Genomic DNA, 24508 nt, shown 5'->3' with positions numbered 1-24508 from the left:
GGGCCCGGTCATGACCGACGACTTCTACGAGCGCCGCGCGAACGGCGTCCGCGAACCGGATCCCACGCTCGGCAGGCGAGCCCGCCAGCGGCCCCTGCCGCAGCCGACCGACCGGGCCGTCGTCGAGTCGCTCCCGCCCGCGCCGGAGAACGAGCCGCCGCCGAAGCCGGAGCACCACGCCAGACCCAAGCGGGAACGGGTGATCCTCAACGACCCGCGTCGCGGCGCCGGCACCCTGCGCGCCCGCGTCGAGCTGGAAGAGCAGACCAGCTGGGGGAAGCTGCTCGTCCGCGACCACCTGGTGAAGGTGCAGCTGCGGACGGCGCTGCTGCTCTCGCTGCTCGTCGTCGCCGTGTTCGGCTCGCTGCCGGTGCTGTTCTACCTGGTGCCCGGGTTCTCGCAGCTGAGCGTGGTCGGCATCCCGGTGGCCTGGCTGATCCTCGGCGTGCTGCCGTTCCCGTTCCTGTTCGGCGTCGGAATCTGGTACAACCGGCTGGCCGAACGCAACGAACGCGCGTTCGTGGACATGATCGAAAACTAGTTTCGCACTGACTCGTGCGAGGATTCCCCCGTGCAGCTGAACCCGTGGGCCTTGACCGGCATCGTGCTGGTCGCCGTGGTGACGTTCTTCATCGGTCACCGTTCCGCGCGGTCGGCGACCAGCACGCACGACTTCCTGGTCGCCCGGCGCACCGTGCGGTCCCGGCGCAACGCCGCCGCGATCTCGGGTGAATACCTGTCCGCGGCGTCGTTCCTCGGCATCGCCGGGATCGTGCTCAAGGACGGCGCCGACGCGCTGTGGTTCCCGATCGGCTTCACCGCGGGCTATCTCGCCCTGATGCTCTTCGTGGCGGCGCCGCTGCGCCGCTCCGGCGCGTACACGTTGCCCGACTTCGTCGAGATGCGGCTCGGGTCGACGGGCCTGCGCCGGTTCTCGACGGCGTTCGTCGTGTTCATCGGCATCCTCTACATGGTCCCGCAGCTGCAGGGCGCCGGCCTGACGCTCGCGACGATCCTGCCGGTGCCCGTGTGGGCGGGCGCGGTCGCGGTGATGGTCCTGGTGGCGTTCAACGTGATCGCCGGCGGCATGCGCGCGATCACCGTCGTCCAGGCGTTCCAGTACTGGCTCAAGCTGTTCGCGATCTCGGTGCCCGCGTTCGTGCTGTGCATGGTCTTCTTCGCCGGCGGCGGCCCGGACGGCTTCCGCCCGCTCGGCACGCCCGCGCCCCCGGTGTTCATCAGCGACACCACGGTCGACGTGCAGACCGACGTCACGCTCCACGTCCAGGGTGACACCTACCTCTGGGCCTACGGCCGCACCGACAACGGCCCGGCCGCCGGGCCGACGCACTGGACGCCGCTGGCGCCGCACACCGTTTCCGAGGGCACGAAGCTGAAGTTCATGGCCGGCACGCCGGTGCCGGTGGTGAGCGACTCCGTCGCGGACAACTCGAAGTGGCTGCACCCGGGCTCGGGCACCCTCACCGACCTGCTCCAGACGTACTCGCTGATGTTCGCGACGTTCCTCGGCACGATGGGCCTGCCGCACGTGCTGGTCCGCTTCTACACCAACCCCGACGGCAAGGCGGCGCGCCGCACCACCGTGCACGTCCTGCTGCTGCTCGGGTTGTTCTACCTGTTCCCGACGCTGCTCGGCGCGCTGTCCCGGATGTACGTCCCGGAGCTGCTGGTCACCGGCAAGACGGACGCGGCCATCCTGCGGTTGCCCTCGGCGATGCTGCCGGGCGTCGGCGGCCAGATCCTCGGCGCGGTCACCGCGGCGGGCGCGTTCGCCGCGTTCCTCTCCAGCACGTCCGGGCTGCTGGTGAGCGTCGCCGGGGTGGTGTCGACCGACCTGCTTCCCGGCCGGGTGCGCGACTTCCGCGTCGCGACCGGGCTGGTCGCGCTGTTCCCCATCGCGCTGGCGGTCGCGCTGCGGCCGGAGGACATCTCGCTGTCGATCGGGCTGACGTTCGCGCTCGCCGCGTCGACGTTCAGCCCCCTGCTGGTGCTGGGCATCTGGTGGCGCAAGCTGTCCTGGCCGGGCGCGCTCGCCGGGATGTTCGCCGGCGGCGGCCTGGTGCTGGCCGCGCTGGTGGTCAACGTCGTGAGCGGGTACACCGGCGGCTGGGCGCCCTGGTTCGTCAACCAACCGGCGCTGATCACCGTGCCGGTCGCCTTCGTGACGACGTATCTCGTCAGCCGCGTGACCGGGTACGGCCGGCCGGACCACGTGCACGACATCATGCTGCGGCTGCACGCGCCCGATCCGCTGGGATTCATGCGCGACCGGGCCGTCGCGCGGTTCGGCCAGGCCGAGGAAAAGACGCGGATCGCCGGCCGGGGCCGGCACCGCAAGTAATGCGCTGACAGCCGGTCAGAAATTCTTTACCCGATCGAGTGACCGCCGGTCAGCTAAACGGACATCGTGCGCGAATCTCTCAGTGGGTTTCTACTTATGGTCAAGCGCCCGATTGGGGGCTTACCAACTCAACCGTCAACTCTTTACGGTCCGTTGGCTTCAAACAGTACGGCCAGTACGAGAACGGGAAGGTGGAGATCCGCTGTGAGCAGCACCGAACAAGACGTCGGTGGCGCGGAGCCGCAGACCGACTGGGAGAAGATCCAGGGGAGCGCCGAATTCACGGACCTGCGCCGCAGGTTGCGGGTGTTCGTGTTCCCGATGACCGCCCTCTTCCTGCTCTGGTACCTGCTGTACGTGCTGCTCGCCGACTACGCGCACGGCTTCATGAGCACCAAGCTGTTCGGCAACATCACCGTCGGCCTGGTCTTCGGCCTCCTGCAGTTCGTCTCGACGTTCGTCATCACCGGGCTGTACGTCCGCTACGCCAACCGCAGGCTCGACCCGGTCGCCGACGGGATCCGCGCGCAGATCGAAGGGGAGCCGGGCCGATGAACCTCGCGGCGGGCGTGGAGGGCAGCAACTCCACCCTGAACATCATCATCTTCCTCGTCTTCGTCGCGATCACGCTGGTGATCGTGTTCCGGGCCAGCCGCAACACGAAGACGGCGTCGGACTACTACGCCGCCGGGCGCGCGTTCACCGGTCCGCAGAACGGCATCGCGATTTCCGGTGACTACCTTTCGGCGGCCTCGTTCCTCGGCATCGCGGGCGCGATCGCCATCAACGGGTACGACGGTTTCCTCTATTCGATCGGCTTCCTGGTCGCCTGGCTCGTCGCCTTGCTGCTGGTCGCGGAACTGCTCCGCAACACCGGCAAGTTCACGATGGGCGACGTCCTCGCGTTCCGGATGAAGCAGACGCCGGTGCGCGCGGCGGCGGCGGTTTCGACGCTGGCCGTTTCGTTCTTCTACCTGCTCGCGCAGATGGCGGGCGCCGGCGGCCTGGTCAACCTGCTGCTCGGCATTTCCGGTGAGGCGGGGCAGGACGTCGTGATCGCCGTCGTCGGCGTGATCATGATCCTGTACGTGCTGATCGGCGGGATGAAGGGCACCACGTGGGTGCAGATCATCAAGGCGGCGCTGCTGATCGTCGGCGCGTTCGCGATGACGCTGTGGGTGCTCGGCAAGTACGGCTTCAACCTGTCCAGCCTGTTCCAGGCCGCGGTCGACAAGGGCGGCAAGGGCGGCGCGGCACTGCTCGACCCGGGCAAGCAGTACGGCAAGACGGGCACGACGAAGCTCGACTTCCTCTCGCTCGGCATCGCGCTCGTGCTGGGCACGGCGGGCCTGCCGCACGTCCTGATGCGCTTCTACACCGTCCCGACGGCCCGCGACGCGCGCCGCTCGGTGGTCTGGGCGATCGTGCTGATCGGCGTGTTCTACCTGTTCACGCTGGTGCTCGGCTACGGCGCCGGCGCGCTCGTCGGGCCGGACAAGATCTCGAAGGCGCCGGGCACGACGAACTCGGCGGCGCCCCTGCTGGCCCTCGAGCTGGGCGGCCCGGTGCTGCTCGGGTTCATCTCCGCGGTCGCGTTCGCGACGATCCTCGCGGTGGTCGCCGGTCTGACGATCACGGCGTCGGCGTCCTTCGCGCACGACGTCTACGCGAGCGTGCTGAAGAAGGGCCAGGTCTCGACGGGCGGCGAGGTCCGCGTCGCGCGGATCACGGCTCTGGTGATCGGCGCGCTGGCCATCGCCGGCGGCATCCTGGCGAAGAGCCAGAACGTGGCCTTCCTGGTGGCGCTGGCGTTCGCCGTGGCGGCGTCGGCGAACCTGCCGACCATCCTGTATTCGCTGTTCTGGAAGCGGTTCAACACCCAGGGCGCGCTGTGGTCGATCTACGGCGGCCTGCTCGTCACGATCGTGCTGATCGTCTTCTCCCCGGCGGTTTCCGGGAAGCCGGTGGACGCCAAGACGGGCAAGAGCGCGTCGATGATCCAGGGCGTCGACTTCCACTGGTTCCCGCTCGACAACCCGGGCCTGGTCTCGATCCCGGCGGCGTTCCTGCTCGGCTGGCTCGGCACGGTCCTGTCGAAGGAGCGGAACGCGGCGAAGTACGCGGAAATGGAGGTGCGCGCGCTGACCGGCGCGGGTGCCGAGAAGGCTGTCTCGCACTGACCGCTTTGCGGGGGCGTCTACCTCACGCGCGGGCAACGCCCCCGCATGGCAGCATGGAGATCGTGGTGAGCCCTGCTGAACTGCCGACCGCCGAGGTCCGCGACCTGCCCAAGGACGGCCTCGTGCTGCTCGACGTCCGCGAAGACGACGAGTGGGCCGCCGGGCACGCGCCCGGCGCCGTGCACATCCCGATGGGGGAGCTGCCCGCCCGCGTCGGCGAGCTGACGGACCTGCCCGACGACCAGCCGATCCACGTGATCTGCCGCAGCGGCGGCCGGTCCGCGCGGGCGGCCGCGTGGCTCAACCAGAGCGGCTGGGACGCGGTGAACGTCGCCGGCGGCATGGGCGCGTGGCAGCGCGAAGGCCGTCCGATGGTCGGCGAGCACCCCGGCATCGAACCCGAAGTGATCTAGCCTTGCACCCGGGTCAGCCTCCGCAGTACCCCCCGGGGTACTGGCCGCGCCAGGCGCCGCCGCCGACCGCCCAGCAGCTGCACGGCCGGACGCTGGCCGCCCAGCCGGAGCCGTACCCGTACCACCACCGTCCGGTCCACCGGCCGAAGCTGCGCTGGGTGGCGACCCCGCCGCCGGGTGCGTGGCCGCGGCGCCGGGTCGTGCCGCCCGAGCGGTACCTCGGTCCGCCGTCGTACCCGGTGCCGCCGCGTTGGGGTTTCCCGAACCTGGTCTGGCGCCGTCCGACGTCGGTGCCCGGCACGGCGTCCGACGAGATCCGGCCGATCGACCGGGTCCCGGTGCTCAGCCGCAGCCTGATCGGCGTCCTCTTCGGGTTCGCGGTCCTCGCCGTGGTCGCCGCCGGCGCGGAGATCTGGCGGTACGTGCTGCTCGTCCAGGGCCGCGACTCCGCGCTGACCCGCTCGGTGGTGTCCTTCTCCGACGGTTTCGTGCTGACGGCCGGGCTGCTGGCCTCGATCCTCGCGCTGCTGCCCGCCGGGCTGTCGCTCTGGTGGCTGCTGGTCGCCCGTCAGGCGGCCGCGGACGTCTCCGGCGACGACCCGCCGCGTCCGGTGTGGCAGGTGCTGGTCGGCGTCCTCGTGCCGGTGGCGAACCTGCCGATGGCGCTCTCGGTCGTCGGCGAGCTGGAGCACGCGGTGCTGAGCCGGCCGCGTGACGTCCGCCCGAAGCCGTCCCGCCAGGTGCTGGTCTGGTGGGGCGCCTGGCTGCTGAACTGGGTGCTGCTCGGCGTCTCGATCGTCTGGCGCTTCCGCGACGACGTGCAGTCGATGGCCGACAGCGTCGTCCTGGTCGCGCTGACCGACCTGTCGGCGGCTCTGCTCGCCGTCGTGACCGCCCTGGTCGTGCGGCGGTTCTCGGCGTTGCTGGCGCCGTCCGACGCGCGGGACGTGCGCGAGATGCGCGTCCTGAAGGTGCGCGGCGCGCCGGAGCCGGAACTGCGGAACTCGCGGCCCGCCGGCGCGGCGCGCTAGTAGCCGCCGAAGACCGGTTCGAGCTGGTCGAAGGCCTGTTCCGCGGCCGGCCACACGGCGTCGACGATCTCGTTCTTCGGCTGGGCTTCAAGTGTCCGGTCGAAGACGTCCTGGAAGAGCACCCGCAGCAGCGTCGTGAGGTGGGCCGCCGCGAAGACCGGCTTGAGGCCGTCGGCGGGGTGCCGGCCGGTCAGCAGCGCGGTCAGGCTCGCTTCGCGCTCGCGGTGCAGCTCGTGCAGCGCGTTCCTCAGGACCGGGCTCTGCTTGATCATCCGCGCGAAGCCCCGGCCCGAGAAGCCGACCAGCGCGTGCTGGGCGTCCAGGGCTTCGAAGTAGAGCTCGCGGGTGTCGTGGAAGACGCTGTCGTGGATCAACGTCGCCGGCCACGCCGTGAAGTCCGCGCGGATGTCGAAGACCAGGTCCTCCTTGCGCGGGAAGTGGTTCGTCACGGTCATCTTGGCGACCCGCGCTTCGGCGGCGATCTCGGCGATCGTCACGTCCTCGAAGCCGTCGCGGATGAACAGGCGGGTCGCGACGTCGGAGATGTTCCTCCTGGTCTCGTGCTTCTTCTGGGCTCGGAGTCCCTCACTCATGCGCGTCACTCTACTGGGTCGGACCCAAGATTGTGCTTGACCTAGTCGATGGGTCGAACCTAATCTGAGGTTCGACCTAATTTCCGGTTCCTGGGGGTGGATGTGACGACGGCAGTCCGACCGGACGCGGCTTTGTGGCGGCTCGGCGGCGTCCTGATCATGGGCGCGGTGCTGTCGATCCTCGACGCGACGATCGTGACCGTCGGGATCGACTCGATCGCCCGCGACCTGGGCAGTCCGTTGCCGACGGTGCAATGGGTGGCCAGCGCGTACCTGCTCGCGGCCGCGGCGGCGATCCCGCTGTCGGGCTGGCTGGCCGACCGGTTCGGCGGCCGCGCGGTGTGGCTGACGGCGGTGGCGCTCTTCACCGCGGGCACGCTGCTGTGCGGCTTCGCCTGGTCGGCGCCGGCCCTGATCGCCTTCCGGGTGCTCCACGGCCTGGGCGGCGGGCTGATGCAGCCGGTCGGGCAGGCGGTCTTCGCGCAGGCGGCGGGCCCGGCGCTGGGCCGGATGATCGGCGTGATCACGCTGCCGGCGACGGTGGCGCCGGTGCTGGGTCCGATGCTCGGCGGCGCGCTCGTGGCGGACCTCGGGTGGCGCTGGATGTTCTTCGGCGTCGTCCCGCTGGGCGTGGCGACGTTCCTCTTCGCACGCTCGGTGCTTCCGGCTCCGGCGTCGTCCGGTGCTCGTTCGCCGCTCGACGTCCGCGGGGTGCTGCTGCTTTCGCCGGGGCTCGCCGCGTTCGTCTACGGCCTGGCCGAGGGAGTGCCCGTCGCGTGGGTGGCCGGAGCCGTGCTGCTGGTGGCGTACGGCGTCCACGCGTCCCGGACGCCGTCGGCGGTGCTGGACCTGAAGCTGTTCCGGGACAAGGGTTTCAGGGTGGCGTCGGCCAGCACGTTCCTGCTGGGCGCGTCGCTGTACAGCTCGATGTTGGTGCTGCCGCTGTACTACCAGCAGGTCGAGCGCGCGAGCGCGCTGCGAGCCGGTCTGCTGCTGGCGCCCCAGGCCCTCGGCTCGGCGGCGGTCATGCTCGCGGGCGGCCGGCTCCTGGCCCGCTTCGGCCCTCGCCGGATGATGCTCGCCGGCGTCTTCTTGTCGCTGCTCGGCACGGTGGCGTTCACCCAGCTCGGCTCGGCGCCCGGCGGAGTCCTGTTGACCCTGTCCCTCCTGGTCCGCGGCGCCGGCCTGGGCGCGGCCACCGCCCCCGGCATGACCACGCTGTACGGCTCGTTGGACCGCTCCCGCATCCCACGCGCGGCCAGCGCGTTCAACGTGATCAACCGGATCGGCGGCTCGTTGGGCACCGCCCTGCTGGCCGCGATCCTCCACACCGAACTCCTGTCTTCGCCGGAGCCCGCGGCCTTCGGCACCACGTTCACGTGGGCGCTGGCGTTGTCCGCGCTGGCGCTGGTCCCCGCCGCCTTCTTCCCGGCAAGGAGCCCGAAATGACCTACCGCCTCTTGAGCGTCCACGCCCACCCCGACGACGAGTCCAGCAAGGGCGCGGCCACGTTGGCCCGCTACGCCGCCGAAGGCGTCGACGTCCTGGTCGCCACCTGCACGGGCGGCGAACGCGGCGACGTCCTCAACCCGGCCATGGACACCCCCGAGACGAGGGCCGACCTCCCGTCGATCCGCCGTCGCGAGATGGCCGCGGCCGCCGAGATCCTGGGCGTGCGCCAGCGTTTCCTCGGCCTGGTCGACTCCGGCTTGGGCGAGCCGTTGCCCGAAGGGTGCTTCGCGGCCCTGCCGCTGGAAGAGGCGGCCGTTCCGCTGGTCGCGCTGATCCGGGAGTTCCGCCCGCACGTGGTGATCACGTACGACGAAACCGGCGGCTACCCCCACCCGGATCACGTCCGCACCCACGAGGTGACAAGGGAAGCCTTCACAGCAGCCCCCGACCCGGCCCGCTACCCCGGCACCGGCCCGCCGTGGCGCCCGCAAAAGCTGTACTACCAAGCGGTCCTGAGCCGCGCCTGGTTCCAGGCCCTCCACGACGCCACCCTGGCCGCCGGCCTCGAGTCAGCGATGGGCCCAGTCCTCGAGGAACTCCCGACGGAGGAAACTCTGACGGTCACCACCCGAATCCGCTGCGAGTCCCACTTCGCCACCCGCGACCGAGCCCTCCTGGCCCACGCCACCCAAGTGGACCCCGCCCACCCGTTCTTCGCCCACTCCCGCGAAATCGAACGAAAAGTCTGGCCCCACGAGGACTACCACCGAGCCCACCCACCGCCCGGCCCAACCCCCGAAGACGACCTATTCGCCGGAGTAACCGATGACCTCACGTGATGCCCGTCCAGTCACGCGAGATGCCCTCCCAATCACGCGAGATGCCTCCCCCATCACGCGAGTTCCGGGTCCAGTCACGCGAGACCCGCCCCGGATCACGCGGTGACCCGAAGCTCCCGCAGTCCGCGGATCACGAACTCCGGCCGTCGCGGCGGTGCCTCCACCAACCGCAGCCCCGGCAGCCTCGATGCCAAGGCGCTCAACGCCGCGGCGATCTCCACCCGAGCGAGAGGAGCGCCCACGCAGTAATGAATCCCCAGGCCGAAACCCAGGTGCGCGTTCGGCGTCCGGCCGATGTCGAGCCGGTCCGGGTCGTCGAACACCTTCGGGTCGCGGGCCGCCGCTCCCAGCAAGGCGCCGATCTTCTGGCCACGCGAGACGACATATCCGCAGATCGACACGTCCTCGGTCGCGGTGCGCTCGAACAGCTGCAACGGCGCGTCGAAGCGGATCAGCTCTTCGACGCACGAGTCGAGAAGGGATGGTGACGCCAGCAAGCGCTCCCACTGGTCCCGGTGCGTGAGCAGCGCCGTGATGCCGTTGCCGAGTACGTTCACCGTTGCCTCGTGGCCCGCCATCAGGAGCAACACCGCGGTCGCGACCAGCTCGTCCGGCGTCAGCTCGCTGCGGAGGAGGTCGCTGATGATGTCGTCGCCCGGGGACGAAGCCCGGGCCGAGGCGACCGAGCGGACGTACGTGACGAACTCGGCAGCCGCCTGCTCGGCGGCGTCGCGGCCCTCCTCGGGGAGGCCGTACTCGTACATCTTCACGATCGCGTTGGACAGCTCGACCATGCGTGGCCCGTCCGTGCCGGGCACGCCCAGGAGCTCGGCGATCACGGCCACCGGCAGCGGCTGGGCCAGGTGCTCGAGCAGGTCGGCGCTGCCGTCGGCGGCGATCGCGGCGGCCAGGTCGTCGACCATCCGGGTGGCGAGCTTCGCGACCATCGGCTGGAGCCGCTGGACGTGTCCGCGGCCGAACGCGCCCGCGATGAGCCGGCGGAGGCGGGTGTGGGCCGGGGGCTCGTTCTCCAGCAGGGAGTTGCGGTGCAGGAGGTTGAACGAGGCGAACCGTTCGAGTGGCTGGGCGTCCTGCCAGATCCGGCCCAGGCCGCGATGCCGCAGCACCGCCGACGACGCGGCGTGCGACACCGCCACCGCCAGGCCGAGCCCGTCGTGGAAATGGACGTCGCCTCGCGAGCGGAGGGCGGCGAACGCCGGGTACGGGTCTTCCAGGAACGCGGGATCGCGGGGGTCGAACACGTCGCGAGGGTAACCCTTCGATAGCGTCTCAAGCCGAGCCAGAGGAGGCAGCCGTGGGCAAGGGCGCGCGCAAGAAGGGTCCCAAGCAGGCGTCGGACCGCAAGCCGAAGGTGCGCGACGTCTTCGTCGGCCAGCCGTTCGAAGGGCTGGCGGCGGAGCCCGAGCTGATCGCGCTGCGCGAGTTCGTGCCGTCCGCGACGGCCAAGCTGACCCTCGCCGACGGTGGTGACGTCACCCTCGGGACCGTGCTGCCGATGGCCGCGGCCGCGTTCGTCCGCTCGGACGGCGAGCGTTACCTCGGCCTGCAGGTGCAGACCCGCTCCTCCGACATCAGCCGCGACCTCGGCCGCTCGCTGAAGTGGCTGCTGGACGCCAAGGAGGGTGACGTCCTCGGCGTGCCGGACACCACCACGCCCCCCACCGCCGACGAGCACTCCCGCCTCCAGGACCTGCTGGCCCCGGGCGCGGAACTCGACGTCACGCTGCACACCGACTTCGCCTGGTGGCTGCCCGAGGACGCGGACGCCACCGGTGACGTCGCGGTCTCCCTCGAGCGCGCCAACGCCGCGATCATGCCGACCGAACGGCTCGGCTCGGGCGCCTACTGGGTCCTGGCCGGCGAGAAGGCGCACCTGCGCTGGGTCCGTCCGGAGCCGGAGAACCTGCTGCTCCAGGCCCTGGCCCGGCTGTCTGCGGCCGGCGAGCTGGGCCTCGGCGAGGGCTCGCGCTACGCGGGCTCGTTCCGCGCGCACGGCCTGCTGGTCCCGGTCTGGGACCTGGACTCCGAAGCCCACGCCCGCGAGTGGGCCGAGGCGAAGGACGCCCTCGGCGCCCGGCTCGACACGGCGTTCAAGTCGCTCGACGCCGAACCGCTGAACGCCGCCGAGCGGCGGGCTCGCGACGGCCTGATCGGGCGTCAGCTGACCCTGCGCTGACCGCCGTCAGCAAGCGACGGACTACCGGTCTGGACCGGTGGTCCGTCACCGCTCGATGAGCGTTCAACCAGGCACTATGTGGTGTACGAGACACCGCCGCCGGATCGTGGCGGTGGGACGATTCTCGGTGTGATACTCCACATCTGCGGGGCGGCCGAGTGGGCCGAAGTGGGCGAAGGCGGCGAGTACCGGCCGTCTTCACTGGGGGAGGTCGGGTTCATCCACTGTTCCGACTTCGGCACGGCGCACCTGCCGGCCAACGTGCGCTACCGGGGCCGCACCGATCTGGTGCTCCTCGAAATCGACCCGGTGAAGGTCGGGTCCCCGGTTCGCTGGGAAGACGGCGTGCCGCCGCATCCGGCGGGAATCTGGTTCCCGCACGTCTACGGCCCGATCCCGCACGCGGCGGTGGTCGGCGTGCACGAGTTCCGCGAGTCCGAAGGCGGCGGTTTCCGGCTGCCCGACTCGCTCGCCCACCGCTGACGTGGGCAGATCGACACCCGGCCGAACGATCGCGAATTCGGCCGGGTACGCGGGCAACCTGAGGGGGCTGTGATGCGTGTTGGGGAGGAAGGTGACTCGGCTTCCGGCTACCCGACCCCGATGGGAGGCGATACGGTGACCGCTGCGGCACCCGTCTTCACCGGGGGAGATACCTGGGTGACCAGTGCAGGCCGAGGGAGGGCTGCGACGTTGCCGGGTGAGTTGGTCGACTTCGGCGACTTCGTGCAGGCCACCCTGCCCGGATTGCTGCGGTACGGCCACGCGCTCACCGGCAACCCGCACGACGCCGCGGACCTGGTGCAGACCGTCCTGGAGAAGATCGGTTCGCGCTGGGCCTACGTGCACGAGAAGACCGGCGACCCGCTGGCCTACGTCCGCCGCTCGATGGCGAACGCGCACGTCAGCCGCTGGCGCCGCACGCGCCGCGAGAACCTGGTCGCCGACCTGCCGGACACCAGCCCGCACGTGCCGGCCGACCCGTTCGAGCACGAGCCGCTGTGGCGTGCGTTACGAACGCTGCCGCCGAGACAACGTGCCGTCATGGTGCTGCGTTACTACGAAGGTCTCTCGGAAGCCGAGATCGCCGGTGCACTGGGCGTCACCCAGGGCACCGTCAAGAGCCAAGCCAGCAAGGCGATCGCGTCGCTGCGGATGAAACTGCGAGCGGCCGACAGCGAAGGCGAAGGGAGTGGTGCGGGTTGAACATCTCCGAGGACGAACTGGAGCAGCGCCTGCGCGCCCTGTTCGCCGACGAGCGGCTGGACCTGCCGCCGCCGCCCGACGCCGGCACGGTCATCGTCGCCGGTGCGCGACGTCGTCGCCGCCGGCACCGGGCCGCACTGGCCGCGGCGGGCGTCGCCGCGGCCGTGGTGGCCGTCTCGGGTGGGCTGACGATCTTTCGGCTCCACACCGAGGACGGCACCGCGATGATGACGCCCGGCGACGGCGTGATCAGCGTCAAGCCCCCCGAAAACCTCACAGCGGGCCGGTCGTCGCAGCCGTCGGTACCGGGTCCGACCAGCACCCAGAGCATCCAGATCTCCTCGCCGCCGGATTCGCCCTCGGCGAAACCCCCGCGGCCGTCATCCACCCCCCGGGCGTCGACGCCTTCGCGGGCGCCGGGCGGGCCGCTGCTCGCGGCCGACGGCTTCGGCAAGCTCACCCTCGGCATGTCCGAGGCCGAGGTGACCGCCCAGGCCGTCACGCTCAGCAAGCCGCAGGCCGGCGCGAGCTGCACCGTCTACCAGGTGCAGGGCAGCGGGGTCCCGGCGTCGGCGCGCATCGTCATTTCGAAGGCGGCCGGGCTGGTCGTCGTCACCCCCGACACCGCCGCGCACACCGCCGAGGGCATCGGCGCCGGATCCACCAGGGAACAGGTGCTCGCCACCTACCCCGCGGCCAGGACCGAGTCCGGCGGCATCGCCGCCCCGGCCGGCGCCGCCGCCGAGTACCACTTCACGTTCGACGAGACCGGAGTCGTCCAGACGAGTCTCATGAGCGTCAACCAGGACTGCGCCGGCTGAACTGCCGGCCACATGCGGAAACCCGGGCTGTCCACAGGGGGAGAGCCCGGGTTTCGGCGTTTACGGGGGAGGCCGCGTCAGAGCGCTCCGCCGGCCACCGGCGGCATCTGCGAGTCGGAGCCACCGTCGCCGATGGACTCGCGGTACAGGTGCGCCTCGACCTCGAACAGGTTGCCGTTCGCGCGCTTGACGACGTTCAGCAGCGTGCTCATCTGCGAGATCTCTTCGACCTGCTCCTTGAGGAACCACTGCGTGAACTGCTCGCTGATGTAGTCCTCTTCGGCGCGAGCGGCCTTGACCATCGCGGAGATGTCGGTGGCGACCTCCTTCTCCTGGTTCAGCGCGAGCTCGATGAGCTCGGTGACGCCGGAGAAGTCGTTGCGCACCTCCCCGGTGCCGGGGATCTCGACGTGGTGGTCGCGGTCGAGCATGTACTGCACGAGCGCCATCGCGTGGTTGCGCTCCTCGACGGACTGCTTGTAGAAGTGCTTCGCCAGCTGCGGCAGGTCCTCGGCGTCGAACCACACCGCGAGCGCGATGTACTGCTGGGACGCGTTGAACTCGTTGTGGATCTGCGCCTGCAGCAGTTCGTAGAACTTCGAGCGCGGTTCTTTCTTCTTGGTGAGGGCCATGACGCACACGATACGACAGAATTCGATTTTCTTCCAGTTGTGACTGGTGATCTGCCCCCTATTAGGGTTAGCATTCCTAAAGAAGACTCACCTAATTAAAGTAAGCCTTCCCTAAATTGTTGTGCGCAATTTAGGAAAGGCTTGCTTTTACAGGGGGTCGCGGCGGACGGGGCACGACATGCAGCGCGGCCCGCCCCGGCCGGAGCCGAGTTCGGAGCCCGCGATCGGCAGTACCTCGATGCCCGCCGCTTCCAGGCGCTCGTTCGTCTCGGCGTTCCGCTCGTACCCGACGACCACGCCCGGTGCCAGGGCGAGCGTGTTGTTGCCGTCGTCCCACTGCTCGCGTTCGGCCGTCACCGGGTCCAGGCCGGTATCGATGACACGCAGCCGGTCGATTTCCATCGCTTCCGCCGCGGCCACCAGGAACGGTGCCGGGCCGGCCACCTTGACGCCGCCGTCGCCGGTCGGGCGCAGCGTGAACGCCGTGAGCGAGTCGCGGGCGAGCGGGTACATCACCACCGCGTCGGCGTCGACCATCGTGCACACCGTGTCGAGGTGCATGGTCGCGCGGGATTGCTCGATCGGGACCGCCAGCACGGTGTGCGCGATGCCGTCGGCGAACACCGACCGAGCGAGCGACTCCGCGCCGGCCGCGGTCGTGCGCTCGCCGACGCCGATGGCGAGCACGCCCGGCGCCAGCAGCATCACGTCGCCGCCTTCGATCGGCGCGGAATGGGCGCCGTACGCGCGGGCGGCGTGGCGGAACTGCGGGTGGTAGGCGTAGATCAGGTCCAGCACCGCGGTTTCGCGGCGGCGGGCGGGCATGGTCAGCGACGAAATCGCCACCCGGTCGGCGATCCACACCGACGAGTCGCGGGTGAACAGCAGGTTCGGCAGCGGGTCGACGGCGAAGTCGTGCGGGTGGTTCATCATCCGCACCAGCGACGCGCCCTCCGCCGACGGCAGCTCCTCGAAGGTCATCCCGGCCATCAGCACCTCGGCGAGGCCGGCCGCGTCGACGCCGGACAGGTGCGACCGCAGCGAGTCGGCCAGGTCGCCGCCGAGCCGCCGGTCGTCGACCGCCGCGTGCACGCCGGCCGCGTGGGCCCGGTCGTCGTCCAGCGCCGTCCGGAGCGCGTCGGCCAGCAGCAGGACCTCGACCCCGCGGCTGCGCAGCACCTCGGCGAACGCGTCGTGCTCGTCCTGGGCCCGGTCGACCCACGGGATCGAGTCGAACAGGAGCTGGTCGTTGTTGCGGGGCGTCAGCCTTTTGAGCTCGTTGCCGGGCCGGTGCAGCAGCACCGCGCGCAGGGGTCCGACTTCGCTGTCCACCCGGGGAGGTGTCGTTTCGTCGATCACCCCCCGAGCCTAGTCAGGGAAGCCAGGAAACGTGCCCCTTCAACAGGGCGTATCCGACGAAGGAGACGAAGTCGAACAGCGTGTGCGCCGCGACCAGCGGCCACAGCCGGTTGGTCTTCTGCCACAGCCGTCCGAACACGAGCCCCATGACGAAGTTGCCGACGAACCCGCCGAAGCCCTGGTACAGGTGGTAGGACCCGCGCAGCACGGCCGCGCCGAACACGGCGGTGTTCTCCCGGACGCCGAGCTGCCGCAGCCGCGTCAGCAGGTAGCCGATGACCAGGACCTCCTCGGCGAAGGCGTTGCCGAACGCCGAGAGCGTCAGCGAGATCGGCCGCCACCACGTGTCGCCCAAAGTGGACGGTTGCACGGCGAGGCTGAACCCCAGGTGGTAGGAGACGAAGTACAGCGCCAGGCCCGGGATGCCGATCAACGCGGCGAGCGCGACGGTCAGCAGCGCGTCCCGGCCCGGCGACCGGCGGTCCAGCCCCAGCCGGGTGATCTTGATGCCCGCGCGCCACAGCAGGTACAGCCCGAGCGCGCCCCAGCCGACCAGCTGCGCCGCCGAGAGCAGCTGCTTGAGCAGGTCGATCAGGCTCGCCGCGGCCTGCGGCACGTTCAGCTGCGTCTGCTGCTGGGCCAGTGGCACCGGCTGCAGCAGCGAGTCCACAAGGGACAGCAGGCTGCGCACCCCGGACAGGCCGAGCGTGATGCCGAAGACGATCAGCAGCTCGAGCTTGATCGCGCGGCGCTCGGCCGGGTCCTCGACCGTTCCGGGGAACTCGGGACGGGCCGGGGCCAGCCACGATCGCGCGGTGAACGTCATGAGCGCACGCTACCTTCGGGGTATGCCGAGGAGCATCGCCACCAACGAAACCGTCGACCGCGCCGCGCTGGTCGAGTTCCTGTCCACCCGCCACCGCGCGATCCTGCTGACCACGAAGGCCGACGGCGGCCCGCAGCTGTCGCCGGTCACCTGCGGCGTCGACGCCGAGGGCAGGCTGGTCATTTCGACCTACCCGAAGCGCGCCAAGGTCGTGAACGTCAAGCGCAACCCGCAGGTCTCGGCCTGCGTTCTGTCCGACGAGTGGAACGACCAGTGGGTCCAGCTGAACGGCACCGCCGAGGTGCTGGACATCCCGGATTCGGTCGAGCCGCTCGTGGAGTACTTCCGCGCCATTTCCGGCGAACACCCGGACTGGGACGAATACCGCGAAGCCATGGTCAAGCAGGGCAAGAGCATCATCCGCGTCACGATCGAGAGCTGGGGCCCGATCGCGAAGGGCGGGTTCCCCGCCGAGCTAGCCTGACGCACCGCGCAGGAACGGGCAGCCGACCAGCCGCCGCAGCTCCATCGCGAGCTGCGGCGGGCTGTCGACGGACTTCGAGAACGCCAGCCGGACGTCGTGGTCGCCCGCGTCGGACTCGACGCGCAGCCGCAGCCCGAACCGGTCGAGCCCGAGCGGGCGGATCCGGCCGCCGCGCAGCTCCGCCGGCAGGTGCTTGGCCAGCTGGTCGACGACGTCGGAGTGGTCGCTCTCCAGGTGCCGCAGCCACTGGGCTTCGTAGTCGTGGAACGGGTCCGGCGGCGCGGCGCTGAACATGTGCGGGCGCAGCGAGTGCGTGCCTTCGGCGTCGGCGAGCACGAGCGACGCGGGGGTGAGCCGCAGCAGCGTGACGCCGTGGCCGACGTCGAGGAGCCGCTCGTCGGGCCGGGACTCGGCGATCGCCACCGCCCGCGCGCGGGCCGACACCGGCGAGAGCGGCCGCAGCCAGCCGGTGATCCACAGCAGCCCGCGGATCGGTTCCCGCAGGTCGACCGGCGCCTGGTCGGCGAGCTCCACCAGCACGGCCAGCTCGCCGCGCTGGGTCTGCTTGGCCGCGCCGACCATCGGGTGGTCGTCGGGCAGCAGCACGCTGACGCTGCCGCTGTGGTGCACGTGGTGCAGGACCGGGACGACGCGCTCGCCGTCGAGACCCGCGCGATCGCACGTCGGCACCCCTTGCTCTGGGGGGTCCAGGGGGCTCGCCCCCGGCTGGGGTCCGGGGTTCGACCCCAGGGTGCGCAGGGCCGCCGGACCGTTGCGGGTCGCGATCGTCTTGGCGCGCTCGGCGGGGTTCGGCGCCGGCGGGCGGCGGATGGATGTCGGTGCCTCGGTCACGGCTCACCTCCTACTTAGGTGAGCCTAACCTGAATCGCACGGTCTGGGTAGTCACCCGGTCGCGACGGCCGTCACGCTCACCGGGACCACCCCGTAACGCCGGTGTGCAATTCGCCGAAAAGGCGGGTGACCAGTGCCGACACGGTGGGGGCCCAGCGTGCAGATCGTCCCGGTTCCCGAACGCGTGCGAGCGTTCGAACTCGACTCCGCCATGCCGTCCGGCGCGCTGCCGATCTTCGGCGAGTACCTCGACCGGATCGGCCGGAACACCGCGAACCAGCGGCTGCTGTCCTGGCTGTTCGTGGCCTTCGGCGTCGCGCAGTTCTTCACCGGCGTGGGGGTGGCGTTCCCGGTGGGCACGATCGCGCTGGCCGGCTCGGTCGAGGCGTGGTGGCTCTACCGCGCGCACGTCCGGGTGCCCGAAACGCGGCTGAAGCGGGAAGCGTTCCGGCAGGTGGACATCACCGCCGACGGGTTGGTCGCGGCCGGGCGGACGGTCGGCGTGCGCCTGCCGGACGGCCGGTGGCTGCACGTCCGGCTCGGCGAGGCCTACCGGTTGCTGCTGGCCGGGCACCGCCGGGTCTGGCTGCTGGGCCGCGGGGCGAAGGTGTTCGTCGGCTTCTCCGGGGTGCTGCGGGTCCGCCGGGCCCGGATCCACGGTGTGCCACCGGCGGGCGCCGTGACGATGCCCGCGCCGGCCGGCTCGGGGTCGCCGAGGCTCGACCCCGTGCTGACCGCGCACCGCCGCCAGATCGCCCGCGAGCTGCGCGCGACGGCGGCGTTCCTGCTGGTCCTGGCCGCTTTTGCGCTCTGGGTGCGGCACGACTACCCGCCGACGAGGTGGATCGCCTGGACGTTCGCGGCCGGCGCGTTGCTGGCCGCGCTCGCGGCGGCCGTGCGCTCGTTCACCTACGGCCGCCCGCTCCTGGCCGACCACTGGACGGAGCTGCGCGCGGTCCTGGACGGCCCGGTCCGCATGGGCCGCCGCTCCGCCCGGGTGAGCGGCCTGACGATGCTGGCCGACGGAACGGTGATCGGCTTCCGCCTGCCCAAGGTGGACCCGTCGATGGCCGCGAACATCGCGGCGACGGGCCGGCTGTGGATCGCGGGCGTGCCCCGCCCGGGCCCGGCGACGACGGGACTGCCGGGTTACCCGGTGCTCGGGACCGTCTGGCTCGGCTGAGCGGGCGTCCGGTCGCGCCGCGGCAGCAGGAACGGCGTCGCCAGCACCAGGACGCCGGCGATGCCGATCGCGACGCGGGGGCCGGTGAGGCCGGCGAGCACACCCCACACCGCGGTCAGCGCCGCGATGCTCGCCTTGGTGCTGACCGACCACGCCGAGAGCGTCCGCGCGATGCGGTCCGCCGGGAGCTGCTCGAGCCGGTAGGTGGACAGCACCGGGTTGAACACGCTGCAGCAGACGATCAGGCCGAGTTCGACGACCATGACGAAGGCCAGCCTGCCCGCGCCGGCCGGGAGGAAGGCCAGCGCGAGCAGCCAGCACGCCCGCAGGGCGCCGGCCGTCAGCAGCACGGGGTGCCGCCCGAACCGCGCGACGAGCCGCGGGGTCAGCCGCGAGCCGGCGAGCCCGCCGAGGCACGGCACCGCGAACGCGAGCCCGTACTGCCACGGCGTGAACCCCAGCTGGTTCAGCATCAGCACGGCGAGCAGCGGCTCGGTCCCCATGATCAGGCCGTTGAACAGCAGGACGTTGAAGTAGAGCGGCCGCAGCCCGGGGTGGGTCAGGATCGTGCGCCAGCCGTCGGCCAGGTCCCGCGCGCGGAGCCGGGTCGAGTGCCGCGGGCGGGGTTCGTCCCCGCCGATGGCCCGGATCCCCAGTGCCGAGAGCAGGAAGCTGACGGCGTTGGCGGCCACCGACGTCACCGGGCCGAAGATCGCGAACGCGGCCCCGCCGAGCGGCGGGCCGAGCGCGGTGGCCGTCCAGTTCGTCGACTCGAACCGGCCGTTCGCGACGAGCAGGTCTTCCGGTGCCACGAGCCCCTTCAGGTAGGCGCCGCTCGCCGCCGTGAAGGTGATGTCCGCCGCGGCGACCGTCACCGAGACGACGAGCAGCTGCCCGAAGCTGAGCAGGTCCAGGGCGTACGCGCCCGGCACGCTGATGAGCGCGGCGAACCGCACGACGTCCATCGCCACCATCACCGGCCGCTTGCGCCGGTGGTCGACCCACGGGCCCAGCGGCACGGCCACCAGCGCGCCCACCGCCGGCCCGACCGCGGCGAGCGCCGAGACCGCCGCCGGTCCGGAGTGCAGGACGAGGATCGCCAACATCGGGAAGGCGCCGAAGCCGAGCCACGTGCCGAACGCGCTCACGGCGTAAGCCGACCAAAGCCACCCGAACCGCCGCCCCAGCGACCGCCTGCGCATCACCGGGAGATCAAAGCGAGGAACGGCGGCGCGGGGCAAACAACCGACGTGGCGGCGAGCCACAACGCCGCGTTGTGAATCTAGAGTCGGTCGCCGTGGACCTCGACGCCGTGCGCACCTTCGTTGCCGCGGTGGAGGCGGGCCGGTTCCAGGACGCCGCCACCGACCTGGCGATCACGCAGCAAGCCGTCTCCAAGCGCATCGCCGCCCTGGAGAAGGCGCTGGGCGTCCGGTTGTTCACGCGCACCGCTCGCGGTGCCGTGCTCACCGGCGACGGCGAGGCGTTCCTGCCGCACGCCCGCGAGCTGCTGTCGGCGGAGGCCCGCGCGGTGGCGTCGGTGCGGTCCGGACGGCGACCGTTGCGCGTGGACGTGATCGGCCGGCGCCTCGGCCCGGCCGCCCTGCTGCGGGGCTTCCACGAAGCCCACCCGGAGGTCGCCCTGGAGGTGGTGACGCTCTTCGACGCCGAGACGGCGATCGCGGCGGTCCTGGAGGGTTCGCTCGACGCCTCGTTCCGCGCGGTGGCGGCCCTGCCCGGCGGCATCGAGGCGAGCTGGGTCCTCGACGAGCCGCTCCAGCTGCTCACCGGACCGGCCCACGCCCTGGCGACGCGGTCCCCGGTCACGCCGGCGGAGCTGGCCGGGCACCGGATCTGGATGCCCGGCATCGTGGAGGGCACGGAATGGGGTGCGTACTACGCCGAGTTCGCGGCGGCGTTCGGGCTCTCGATCGACGCCGCCGGCCCGAACTTCGGCACCGAGGTGGTGCTGGACGTGCTCGCGGAGTCGGCCGAGGTGGCGACCCTGGTCGGGACCGGCGTGCGCTTGCTGTGGCCGTCGGGTCACGACCTGCGCCGGATCCCGATCGAACAGCCGACGCCGGTGTACCCGCATTCGCTGCTCTGGCGCCGCGACAACGCGCACCCGGCGCTGGCGGCGCTGCGCGACCACCTCCGGCGCGGCCGGCGCGTCGCCGGGGCCTGGCGGCCGAGCTGGGCGGGTTAGCCCAGCGACTTCCGCGTCGCCTGTTCCGTCTCGAGGACGCCCTGCCGGATGCCCTCCAGCTGGTCGCTGAGCTCGCGCACCGCGCCGGTGTCGATCGCGACGTCCGTGGTCGCCGCCGTCAGCTCCGCGACGCGGGCCACCAGGCTGTCCAGCCCGAGCGCGCCGGACTGCAGCTGTGCCAGCAGCTTGTCCCGCGCGCCGGAGAGGCGGGCGTGCACGTCCACCTGGGCCTGCACCGCCGTCAGCGCCTGCTCGAGGTCGCCTCGGACCTCCTCGCGCGCCGACGCCAGCGACTGCCGCAGCCGCTTCCGTTCCCGCGTGACGGCGTCGAGGTCGACCCGGGCCAGTGCCTTGCCGGTCGCCGACGCGCGGCCGGCCAGCCGGCGGAGGGTCGACAGGGTCTCCTGGACCACCGGTTCCATGTCCGCGACGCGGTCGGCGAGCGGCCCGGCGTCGAGGGAGCCGCTGAGCGAGCCGAAGCCCTCGGCCGCGCTCTCCGCCCGGCGCAGCCAGGTGTCCTCGGCCGATCCGGGCGCGACGTCGAGCACTCGCGCTTCACGCCGTTCCGGCTCCTTCTCGCGGGTTGCGACGGCCACGCCCGCCCGTGCGGCGAGCACCGCCACCCCGACCCCGACCGCGGCGACAACCGGCAGCTGCACGGCCCACGCCATTCCGGCCGACGTGGCGGCGAGCAGCAGCCCCCACGGTTCGGCGAGCTCACGGGCGAACTTCATGACCGGAGGATCTCAGAAATTCGAGATCACGGACGTGAAGACCTGGTTGATCGAGTCCGGTTTGGACGAGTCGTACTCCGATCCCTCGGTCGCCTCGGCGATCTGCTTCAGCACGTTCTGGTCGGCGTCCGAGCCGTAGGCGATCGTGAACAGCCGGACCGTCTCCGCGTTGCCCTCCGGCCGCAGCTGCGGCACCAGGTGCTCGAGGTCGACGCCGCCGGAGTCCTCGTTGCGGCCGTCGGTGAGCACCACGACCGCGTTGATCGCCGCCGGGTCGAGGTGGGCGTTCAGGTACTCGTACGCGGCCAGCGACGAGTCGTACAGCCCGGTGCCCGCCTGCGGCGTCAGCCCGCTCAGCCGCATCGCGAGGGTCTCCTTGCCGTTGGGACCGAGCGGCTGCACCGGCAGCAGCTCCTGGTAGTCCTTGTCGCCGTCGAGGTGGGTCGAGAACTGCCAGAGCCCGACCTGGTCCCGCGGCACGAACTGGCCGAGCGAGTCGATCGCGGCCTGCTTGGCCAGGTCGATCTTGCTCTTGCCGGTGCCCTTCACCTCGTCGCCCATCGAGCCGGAAACGTCGACGACGAGCAGCAAGTTCGCCTTCTTGCGCAGGTCGGTCCAGGAGCCCAGCAGCTTCGACAGCACCGTGGGCGACGGCGGCTGCAGGAAGGTGATCTTCGCGTCGGGCTGGACGCCGTTCGCGGTCGTCACCTGCGGCCCCGGCTTGCCGTCGAAGGACCGGAAGCCCAGCGCGGCGAACTTCGCCTGCGTCTCCTCGCCGCGCAGGTAGCCCAGGAAGTCCGCGGCGACCTGCTTGCGCGTCTGGTCGGCCCAGTTCAGCGTGACGAACGGGTGGTCGGAGTTCAGCGTCCCGTCACCCGGGTAGATCGCCACCAGCGGCACCTTCGGCGGCGCGTGCTGGCCGACCTTGGCCGGGTCGTTCGTCGGGTTGCCCTGGTTGTAGCCGATCAGCGAGTTCTCCTCGACGGTGACCGCCGAGATGTACGAGAGCGCGGCGCCCTTGTCGTCGGCCTTCTGCAGGTTGGTCAGGAAGGTGAGCGTCGTGTCGCCGTAGTGCACGATCGCCTGCTCGATGTTCGTGACGAACTGCTTCGCCTCGGGCTTCTCTAGTGCGGCCGCGGTGAGGTCGGACGACGTGCCGGTGGCGGCGTAGTAGGCGCCGATGGTGGCGTTGAGCCCGGACGTCGAGATGTTCGGGTTCGTCTTGCCCAGCCGGAACTTCCCCCACTCCGGGTGGCCGTACTTCGCCCAGCCCGCGGGGTCGGTGGCCAGCGCGGCGAGGTCCTTCCAGCCGATCGCCTTGCCCGGCCAGCCGAGCGCCTCGGCCATCGGCTTGGGCATCGCGACGACCAGCGGCGAGTTGGCGACCGCCTGCGGATCGCCGTCGGGCACGATCGAGCCGGTGTCGCCCTTCGCGTTGACGCGCAGCAGGTTGACCCAGCCGCTCGCGGCCGGCGTCCAGACGTCCGGGCGCGGCCCGTCGGTGGCTTCGTTCCAGCCGTTCGCCAGTGCCTGCATGGCGACGCCGGACGACTTCGAGCGCACGACGACGTCGACGCAGTGCCCGGCGACCGACCGTCCCGAGTAGGCCTTCGCGGCCTCTTGGACGATGCCCGCCTTCTCCGGCGATGACGCGATGTTCAGCGCCACCGCGTCCGAGCCCGTGCACTTGGGCTGGTCCGCGTCGTCGCTCGAGTCACTGGTCCAGTAGCGGATCCCGATGATCAGCCCGGCGGCGACCACGATCGCGGCCACGAAGGGGAGAATTTTTCTCTTGCGCCGCGCTGGTTGGGAATTGATCATCGAACCCTCCCCGTTCCGCCACCCGGAATGCCATTATCCGGGCCGCGGTTCAGGGAGGGGGCCGCGTTGCGCAAACTTGACTATTGCTTAGGGCCGCGGCGCGACCACGTCCAGGCGTAACCGGGGTCTTCGGAGGCGTCGGCGGCTTCGCCCAGGTCCAGCGGCGCGAAGGTGTCGACCATGACGGCGGTCTCGTCGAAGAACTCCGCGCCGATCGACGCCTCCGCCGCGCCCGGCTGCGGGCCGTGCGTGAAGCCGGACGGGTGCAGCGAAAGGGAGCCGATCCCGATTCCGGAGCCCTTCCGGGCCTCGTAGTCGCCGCGCACGTAGAACAGCAGCTCGTCGGAATCGACGTTCGCGTGGTTGTACGGCACCGGGATCGAATTCTCGTGGTAGTCGACCTTCCGCGGGCAGAAGGAGCAGACGACGAAGTTCGGGCCCTCGAACGTCTGGTGCACGGGCGGCGGCTGGTGGACGCGGCCGGTGATGGGCTCGAAGTCGTCGATGTTGAACACCCACGGGTACAGGCAGCCGTCCCAGCCGACGACGTCGAAGGGGTGCGTCGCGTACGTGTAGCGCGTCAGCCCGGCGCGGTGCCGCACGAGCACCTCGACGTCCTCGCCGTCGGCGAGCAGCGGCTCCGACGGCCCGCGGATGTCGCGCTCGCAGTACGGCGAGTGCTCGAGGAACTGCCCCTTCGCCGACAGGTAGCGCTTCGGCGGCCCGATGTGGCCGCGCGCCTCCAGCGTGAAGAGGTTGACCTCGCCGTGGGGGAGGACGCGGTAGGTGCACGACGTCGGGATCACGAGGTAGTCGCCGTCGCCGACCTCGAGGCTGCCGTAGATCGTCTCGACGGTCGCGGAGCCGCCGTGGACGTAGAACAGCTCGTCGCCCGCCGCGTTGCGGTACAGCGGGCTGGGCGCGGTCGCGGTGACGAAGCCGATGGTGACGTCGGCGTTGCCGAACAGCCGGCGCCGGTCGGTCACGGCGTCGGTCTCGCCGCCGAACTTGAGGTCCTGCGTCTTGAAGTGCCGCGGCTTGAGCGGGTGGTTCGGGGTGAGCGACCCGCGGTCCTCCTCGACGGCCACGGCGTCGACGATCGCCGTCGGCATCCCGCGGTGGTACAGCAGCGCGGAGTCGGCGGAGAAGCCCTCGACGCCCATCAGCTCCTCGGCGTAGAGCCCGCCGTCCGGCTTGCGGAACGCGGTGTGCCGCTTGTGCGGGATCTCGCCTACTCGCCGGTAGTAAGGCATCGACGTCCCCTTCGAACGTGTCCGTTGTGCGAACGATTTTGTCCTGATGTCGTACGCTACTAGC

25 protein-coding genes are annotated in these 24508 nt (G+C 71.1%); 15 read left to right on the top strand and 10 right to left on the bottom strand.

Annotated elements, in window-relative coordinates; all coding sequences use genetic code 11:
• Positions 1-10: 10 nt before the first annotated feature.
• From ACH54P_RS28740 to ACH54P_RS28715, 6 genes are all read left to right on the top strand, one after another.
• Positions 11-541 carry a hypothetical protein gene (locus ACH54P_RS28740; protein ID WP_489906457.1) on the top strand — a complete coding sequence of 177 codons (531 nt, stop codon included), beginning with the start codon at positions 11-13 and terminating at the stop codon, positions 539-541.
• Between the two features lie 30 nt (positions 542-571).
• Complete coding sequence (locus tag ACH54P_RS28735) at positions 572-2362, top strand: sodium/solute symporter (RefSeq protein WP_489906456.1); 1791 nt, start codon at positions 572-574, stop codon at positions 2360-2362.
• A gap of 204 nt (positions 2363-2566) precedes the next feature.
• On the top strand, positions 2567-2917 hold the full coding sequence (locus ACH54P_RS28730) for a DUF485 domain-containing protein (RefSeq protein WP_489906455.1): 351 nt from the start codon (positions 2567-2569) through the stop codon (positions 2915-2917).
• Positions 2914-4542: a solute symporter family protein gene (locus tag ACH54P_RS28725; protein ID WP_489906453.1), complete on the top strand. Its 1629-nt coding sequence runs from the start codon at positions 2914-2916 to the stop codon at positions 4540-4542. The genes ACH54P_RS28730 and ACH54P_RS28725 overlap by 4 nt, the downstream gene beginning before the upstream one ends.
• A gap of 53 nt (positions 4543-4595) precedes the next feature.
• The gene (locus ACH54P_RS28720) at positions 4596-4955 is read left to right on the top strand and encodes a rhodanese-like domain-containing protein (protein ID WP_370969930.1); all 360 of its coding nucleotides are present in this window, start codon (positions 4596-4598) and stop codon (positions 4953-4955) included.
• Between the two features lie 2 nt (positions 4956-4957).
• Positions 4958-5986 (top strand): DUF4328 domain-containing protein, encoded by a 1029-nt coding sequence (locus ACH54P_RS28715; RefSeq protein ID WP_489906452.1) that lies wholly within the window; start codon positions 4958-4960, stop codon positions 5984-5986.
• Here ACH54P_RS28715 and ACH54P_RS28710 read toward each other — a convergent pair.
• Positions 5983-6579 (bottom strand): TetR/AcrR family transcriptional regulator, encoded by a 597-nt coding sequence (locus tag ACH54P_RS28710; protein ID WP_489906451.1) that lies wholly within the window; start codon positions 6577-6579, stop codon positions 5983-5985. The genes ACH54P_RS28715 and ACH54P_RS28710 overlap by 4 nt on opposite strands.
• A 102-nt stretch (positions 6580-6681) precedes the next feature.
• Here ACH54P_RS28710 and ACH54P_RS28705 point away from each other — a divergent pair, with 102 nt between their 5' ends.
• Positions 6682-8028, top strand: a complete 1347-nt coding sequence (locus ACH54P_RS28705; RefSeq protein WP_489906450.1) for a DHA2 family efflux MFS transporter permease subunit — start codon at positions 6682-6684, stop codon at positions 8026-8028.
• Positions 8025-8870: a mycothiol conjugate amidase Mca gene (mca, locus tag ACH54P_RS28700; protein WP_489906449.1), complete on the top strand. Its 846-nt coding sequence runs from the start codon at positions 8025-8027 to the stop codon at positions 8868-8870. Before ACH54P_RS28705 ends, mca begins: the two co-directional genes overlap by 4 nt.
• Positions 8871-8965: 95 nt before the next feature.
• Here mca and ACH54P_RS28695 read toward each other — a convergent pair whose 3' ends face one another.
• Positions 8966-10132, bottom strand: a complete 1167-nt coding sequence (locus ACH54P_RS28695; RefSeq protein ID WP_489906448.1) for a cytochrome P450 — start codon at positions 10130-10132, stop codon at positions 8966-8968.
• Positions 10133-10185: 53 nt separating this feature from the next.
• Here ACH54P_RS28695 and ACH54P_RS28690 point away from each other — a divergent pair, with 53 nt between their 5' ends.
• From ACH54P_RS28690 to ACH54P_RS28675, 4 genes are all read left to right on the top strand, one after another.
• Positions 10186-11067 (top strand): DUF5926 family protein, encoded by an 882-nt coding sequence (locus tag ACH54P_RS28690; RefSeq protein ID WP_489906447.1) that lies wholly within the window; start codon positions 10186-10188, stop codon positions 11065-11067.
• 129 nt (positions 11068-11196) lie between these two features.
• The gene (locus tag ACH54P_RS28685) at positions 11197-11550 is read left to right on the top strand and encodes a DUF952 domain-containing protein (protein WP_489906446.1); all 354 of its coding nucleotides are present in this window, start codon (positions 11197-11199) and stop codon (positions 11548-11550) included.
• A 210-nt stretch (positions 11551-11760) separates the two neighbouring features.
• Complete coding sequence (locus tag ACH54P_RS28680; RefSeq protein ID WP_489906445.1) at positions 11761-12273, top strand: SigE family RNA polymerase sigma factor; 513 nt, start codon at positions 11761-11763, stop codon at positions 12271-12273.
• Positions 12270-13094, top strand: a complete 825-nt coding sequence (locus ACH54P_RS28675) for a hypothetical protein (RefSeq protein ID WP_489906444.1) — start codon at positions 12270-12272, stop codon at positions 13092-13094. Before ACH54P_RS28680 ends, ACH54P_RS28675 begins: the two co-directional genes overlap by 4 nt.
• Before the next feature lie 77 nt (positions 13095-13171).
• Here ACH54P_RS28675 and ACH54P_RS28670 read toward each other — a convergent pair whose 3' ends face one another.
• The 3 genes from ACH54P_RS28670 to ACH54P_RS28660 form a co-directional block, all read right to left on the bottom strand.
• On the bottom strand, positions 13172-13726 hold the full coding sequence (locus ACH54P_RS28670; RefSeq protein ID WP_489906443.1) for a ferritin: 555 nt from the start codon (positions 13724-13726) through the stop codon (positions 13172-13174).
• 147 nt (positions 13727-13873) lie between these two features.
• Complete coding sequence (locus ACH54P_RS28665) at positions 13874-15058, bottom strand: arginine deiminase (protein WP_489916680.1); 1185 nt, start codon at positions 15056-15058, stop codon at positions 13874-13876.
• Positions 15059-15098: 40 nt separating this feature from the next.
• Entirely contained in the window at positions 15099-15911 is an 813-nt protein-coding gene (locus ACH54P_RS28660; protein ID WP_489906442.1) for a CPBP family intramembrane glutamic endopeptidase, read from the bottom strand.
• Between the two features lie 22 nt (positions 15912-15933).
• Between ACH54P_RS28660 and ACH54P_RS28655 the strand changes: the two genes are divergently transcribed.
• The gene (locus ACH54P_RS28655; protein ID WP_489906441.1) at positions 15934-16395 is read left to right on the top strand and encodes a PPOX class F420-dependent oxidoreductase; all 462 of its coding nucleotides are present in this window, start codon (positions 15934-15936) and stop codon (positions 16393-16395) included.
• Here ACH54P_RS28655 and ACH54P_RS28650 read toward each other — a convergent pair.
• Positions 16387-17247 (bottom strand): DUF2470 domain-containing protein, encoded by an 861-nt coding sequence (locus ACH54P_RS28650; RefSeq protein WP_489906440.1) that lies wholly within the window; start codon positions 17245-17247, stop codon positions 16387-16389. The two genes, ACH54P_RS28655 and ACH54P_RS28650, sit on opposite strands and share 9 nt — an antisense overlap.
• Positions 17248-17404: 157 nt before the next feature.
• On the opposite strand from ACH54P_RS28650, the gene ACH54P_RS28645 reads away from it, so the two are divergent.
• Positions 17405-18430 carry a hypothetical protein gene (locus ACH54P_RS28645; protein WP_489906439.1) on the top strand — a complete coding sequence of 342 codons (1026 nt, stop codon included), beginning with the start codon at positions 17405-17407 and terminating at the stop codon, positions 18428-18430.
• Here ACH54P_RS28645 and ACH54P_RS28640 read toward each other — a convergent pair.
• On the bottom strand, positions 18397-19635 hold the full coding sequence (locus tag ACH54P_RS28640) for an MFS transporter (RefSeq protein WP_489906438.1): 1239 nt from the start codon (positions 19633-19635) through the stop codon (positions 18397-18399). The two genes, ACH54P_RS28645 and ACH54P_RS28640, sit on opposite strands and share 34 nt — an antisense overlap.
• Before the next feature lie 92 nt (positions 19636-19727).
• Here ACH54P_RS28640 and ACH54P_RS28635 point away from each other — a divergent pair, with 92 nt between their 5' ends.
• Complete coding sequence (locus ACH54P_RS28635) at positions 19728-20636, top strand: LysR family transcriptional regulator (protein WP_489906437.1); 909 nt, start codon at positions 19728-19730, stop codon at positions 20634-20636.
• Here the strand turns inward: ACH54P_RS28635 and ACH54P_RS28630 are convergent.
• The 3 genes from ACH54P_RS28630 to ACH54P_RS28620 all read right to left on the bottom strand — a co-directional run bounded on the left by ACH54P_RS28630 (position 20633) and on the right by ACH54P_RS28620 (position 24444).
• On the bottom strand, positions 20633-21370 hold the full coding sequence (locus tag ACH54P_RS28630; protein WP_489906436.1) for a hypothetical protein: 738 nt from the start codon (positions 21368-21370) through the stop codon (positions 20633-20635). The two genes, ACH54P_RS28635 and ACH54P_RS28630, sit on opposite strands and share 4 nt — an antisense overlap.
• A gap of 12 nt (positions 21371-21382) precedes the next feature.
• On the bottom strand, positions 21383-23191 hold the full coding sequence (locus tag ACH54P_RS28625) for a substrate-binding and VWA domain-containing protein (RefSeq protein ID WP_489906435.1): 1809 nt from the start codon (positions 23189-23191) through the stop codon (positions 21383-21385).
• Positions 23192-23271: 80 nt separating this feature from the next.
• Entirely contained in the window at positions 23272-24444 is a 1173-nt protein-coding gene (locus ACH54P_RS28620) for a homogentisate 1,2-dioxygenase (RefSeq protein ID WP_489906434.1), read from the bottom strand.
• Positions 24445-24508 lie beyond the last annotated feature (64 nt).

This window comes from Amycolatopsis sp. N2S4-7, assembly GCF_058119595.1.
The sequence above is the reverse complement of the archived record's forward strand: the minus strand, read 5'-3'. Positions and strand labels throughout refer to the sequence as shown.

Bases quoted from the DNA above. Each gene is read 5' to 3' on its own strand.
- ACH54P_RS28620 (WP_489906434.1), bottom strand. From the start codon at position 24,444: ATGCCTTACTACCGGCGAGTAGGCGAGATCCCGCACAAGCGGCACACC.
- ACH54P_RS28655 (WP_489906441.1), top strand. From the start codon at position 15,934: ATGCCGAGGAGCATCGCCACCAACGAAACCGTCGACCGCGCCGCGCTG.
- ACH54P_RS28740 (WP_489906457.1), top strand. From the start codon at position 11: ATGACCGACGACTTCTACGAGCGCCGCGCGAACGGCGTCCGCGAACCG.
- ACH54P_RS28725 (WP_489906453.1), top strand. From the start codon at position 2,914: ATGAACCTCGCGGCGGGCGTGGAGGGCAGCAACTCCACCCTGAACATC.
- mca (WP_489906449.1), top strand. From the start codon at position 8,025: ATGACCTACCGCCTCTTGAGCGTCCACGCCCACCCCGACGACGAGTCC.
- ACH54P_RS28630 (WP_489906436.1), bottom strand. From the start codon at position 21,370: ATGAAGTTCGCCCGTGAGCTCGCCGAACCGTGGGGGCTGCTGCTCGCC.
- ACH54P_RS28670 (WP_489906443.1), bottom strand. From the start codon at position 13,726: ATGGCCCTCACCAAGAAGAAAGAACCGCGCTCGAAGTTCTACGAACTG.
- ACH54P_RS28720 (WP_370969930.1), top strand. From the start codon at position 4,596: ATGGAGATCGTGGTGAGCCCTGCTGAACTGCCGACCGCCGAGGTCCGC.
- ACH54P_RS28625 (WP_489906435.1), bottom strand. From the start codon at position 23,191: ATGATCAATTCCCAACCAGCGCGGCGCAAGAGAAAAATTCTCCCCTTC.
- ACH54P_RS28710 (WP_489906451.1), bottom strand. From the start codon at position 6,579: ATGAGTGAGGGACTCCGAGCCCAGAAGAAGCACGAGACCAGGAGGAAC.
- ACH54P_RS28660 (WP_489906442.1), bottom strand. From the start codon at position 15,911: ATGACGTTCACCGCGCGATCGTGGCTGGCCCCGGCCCGTCCCGAGTTC.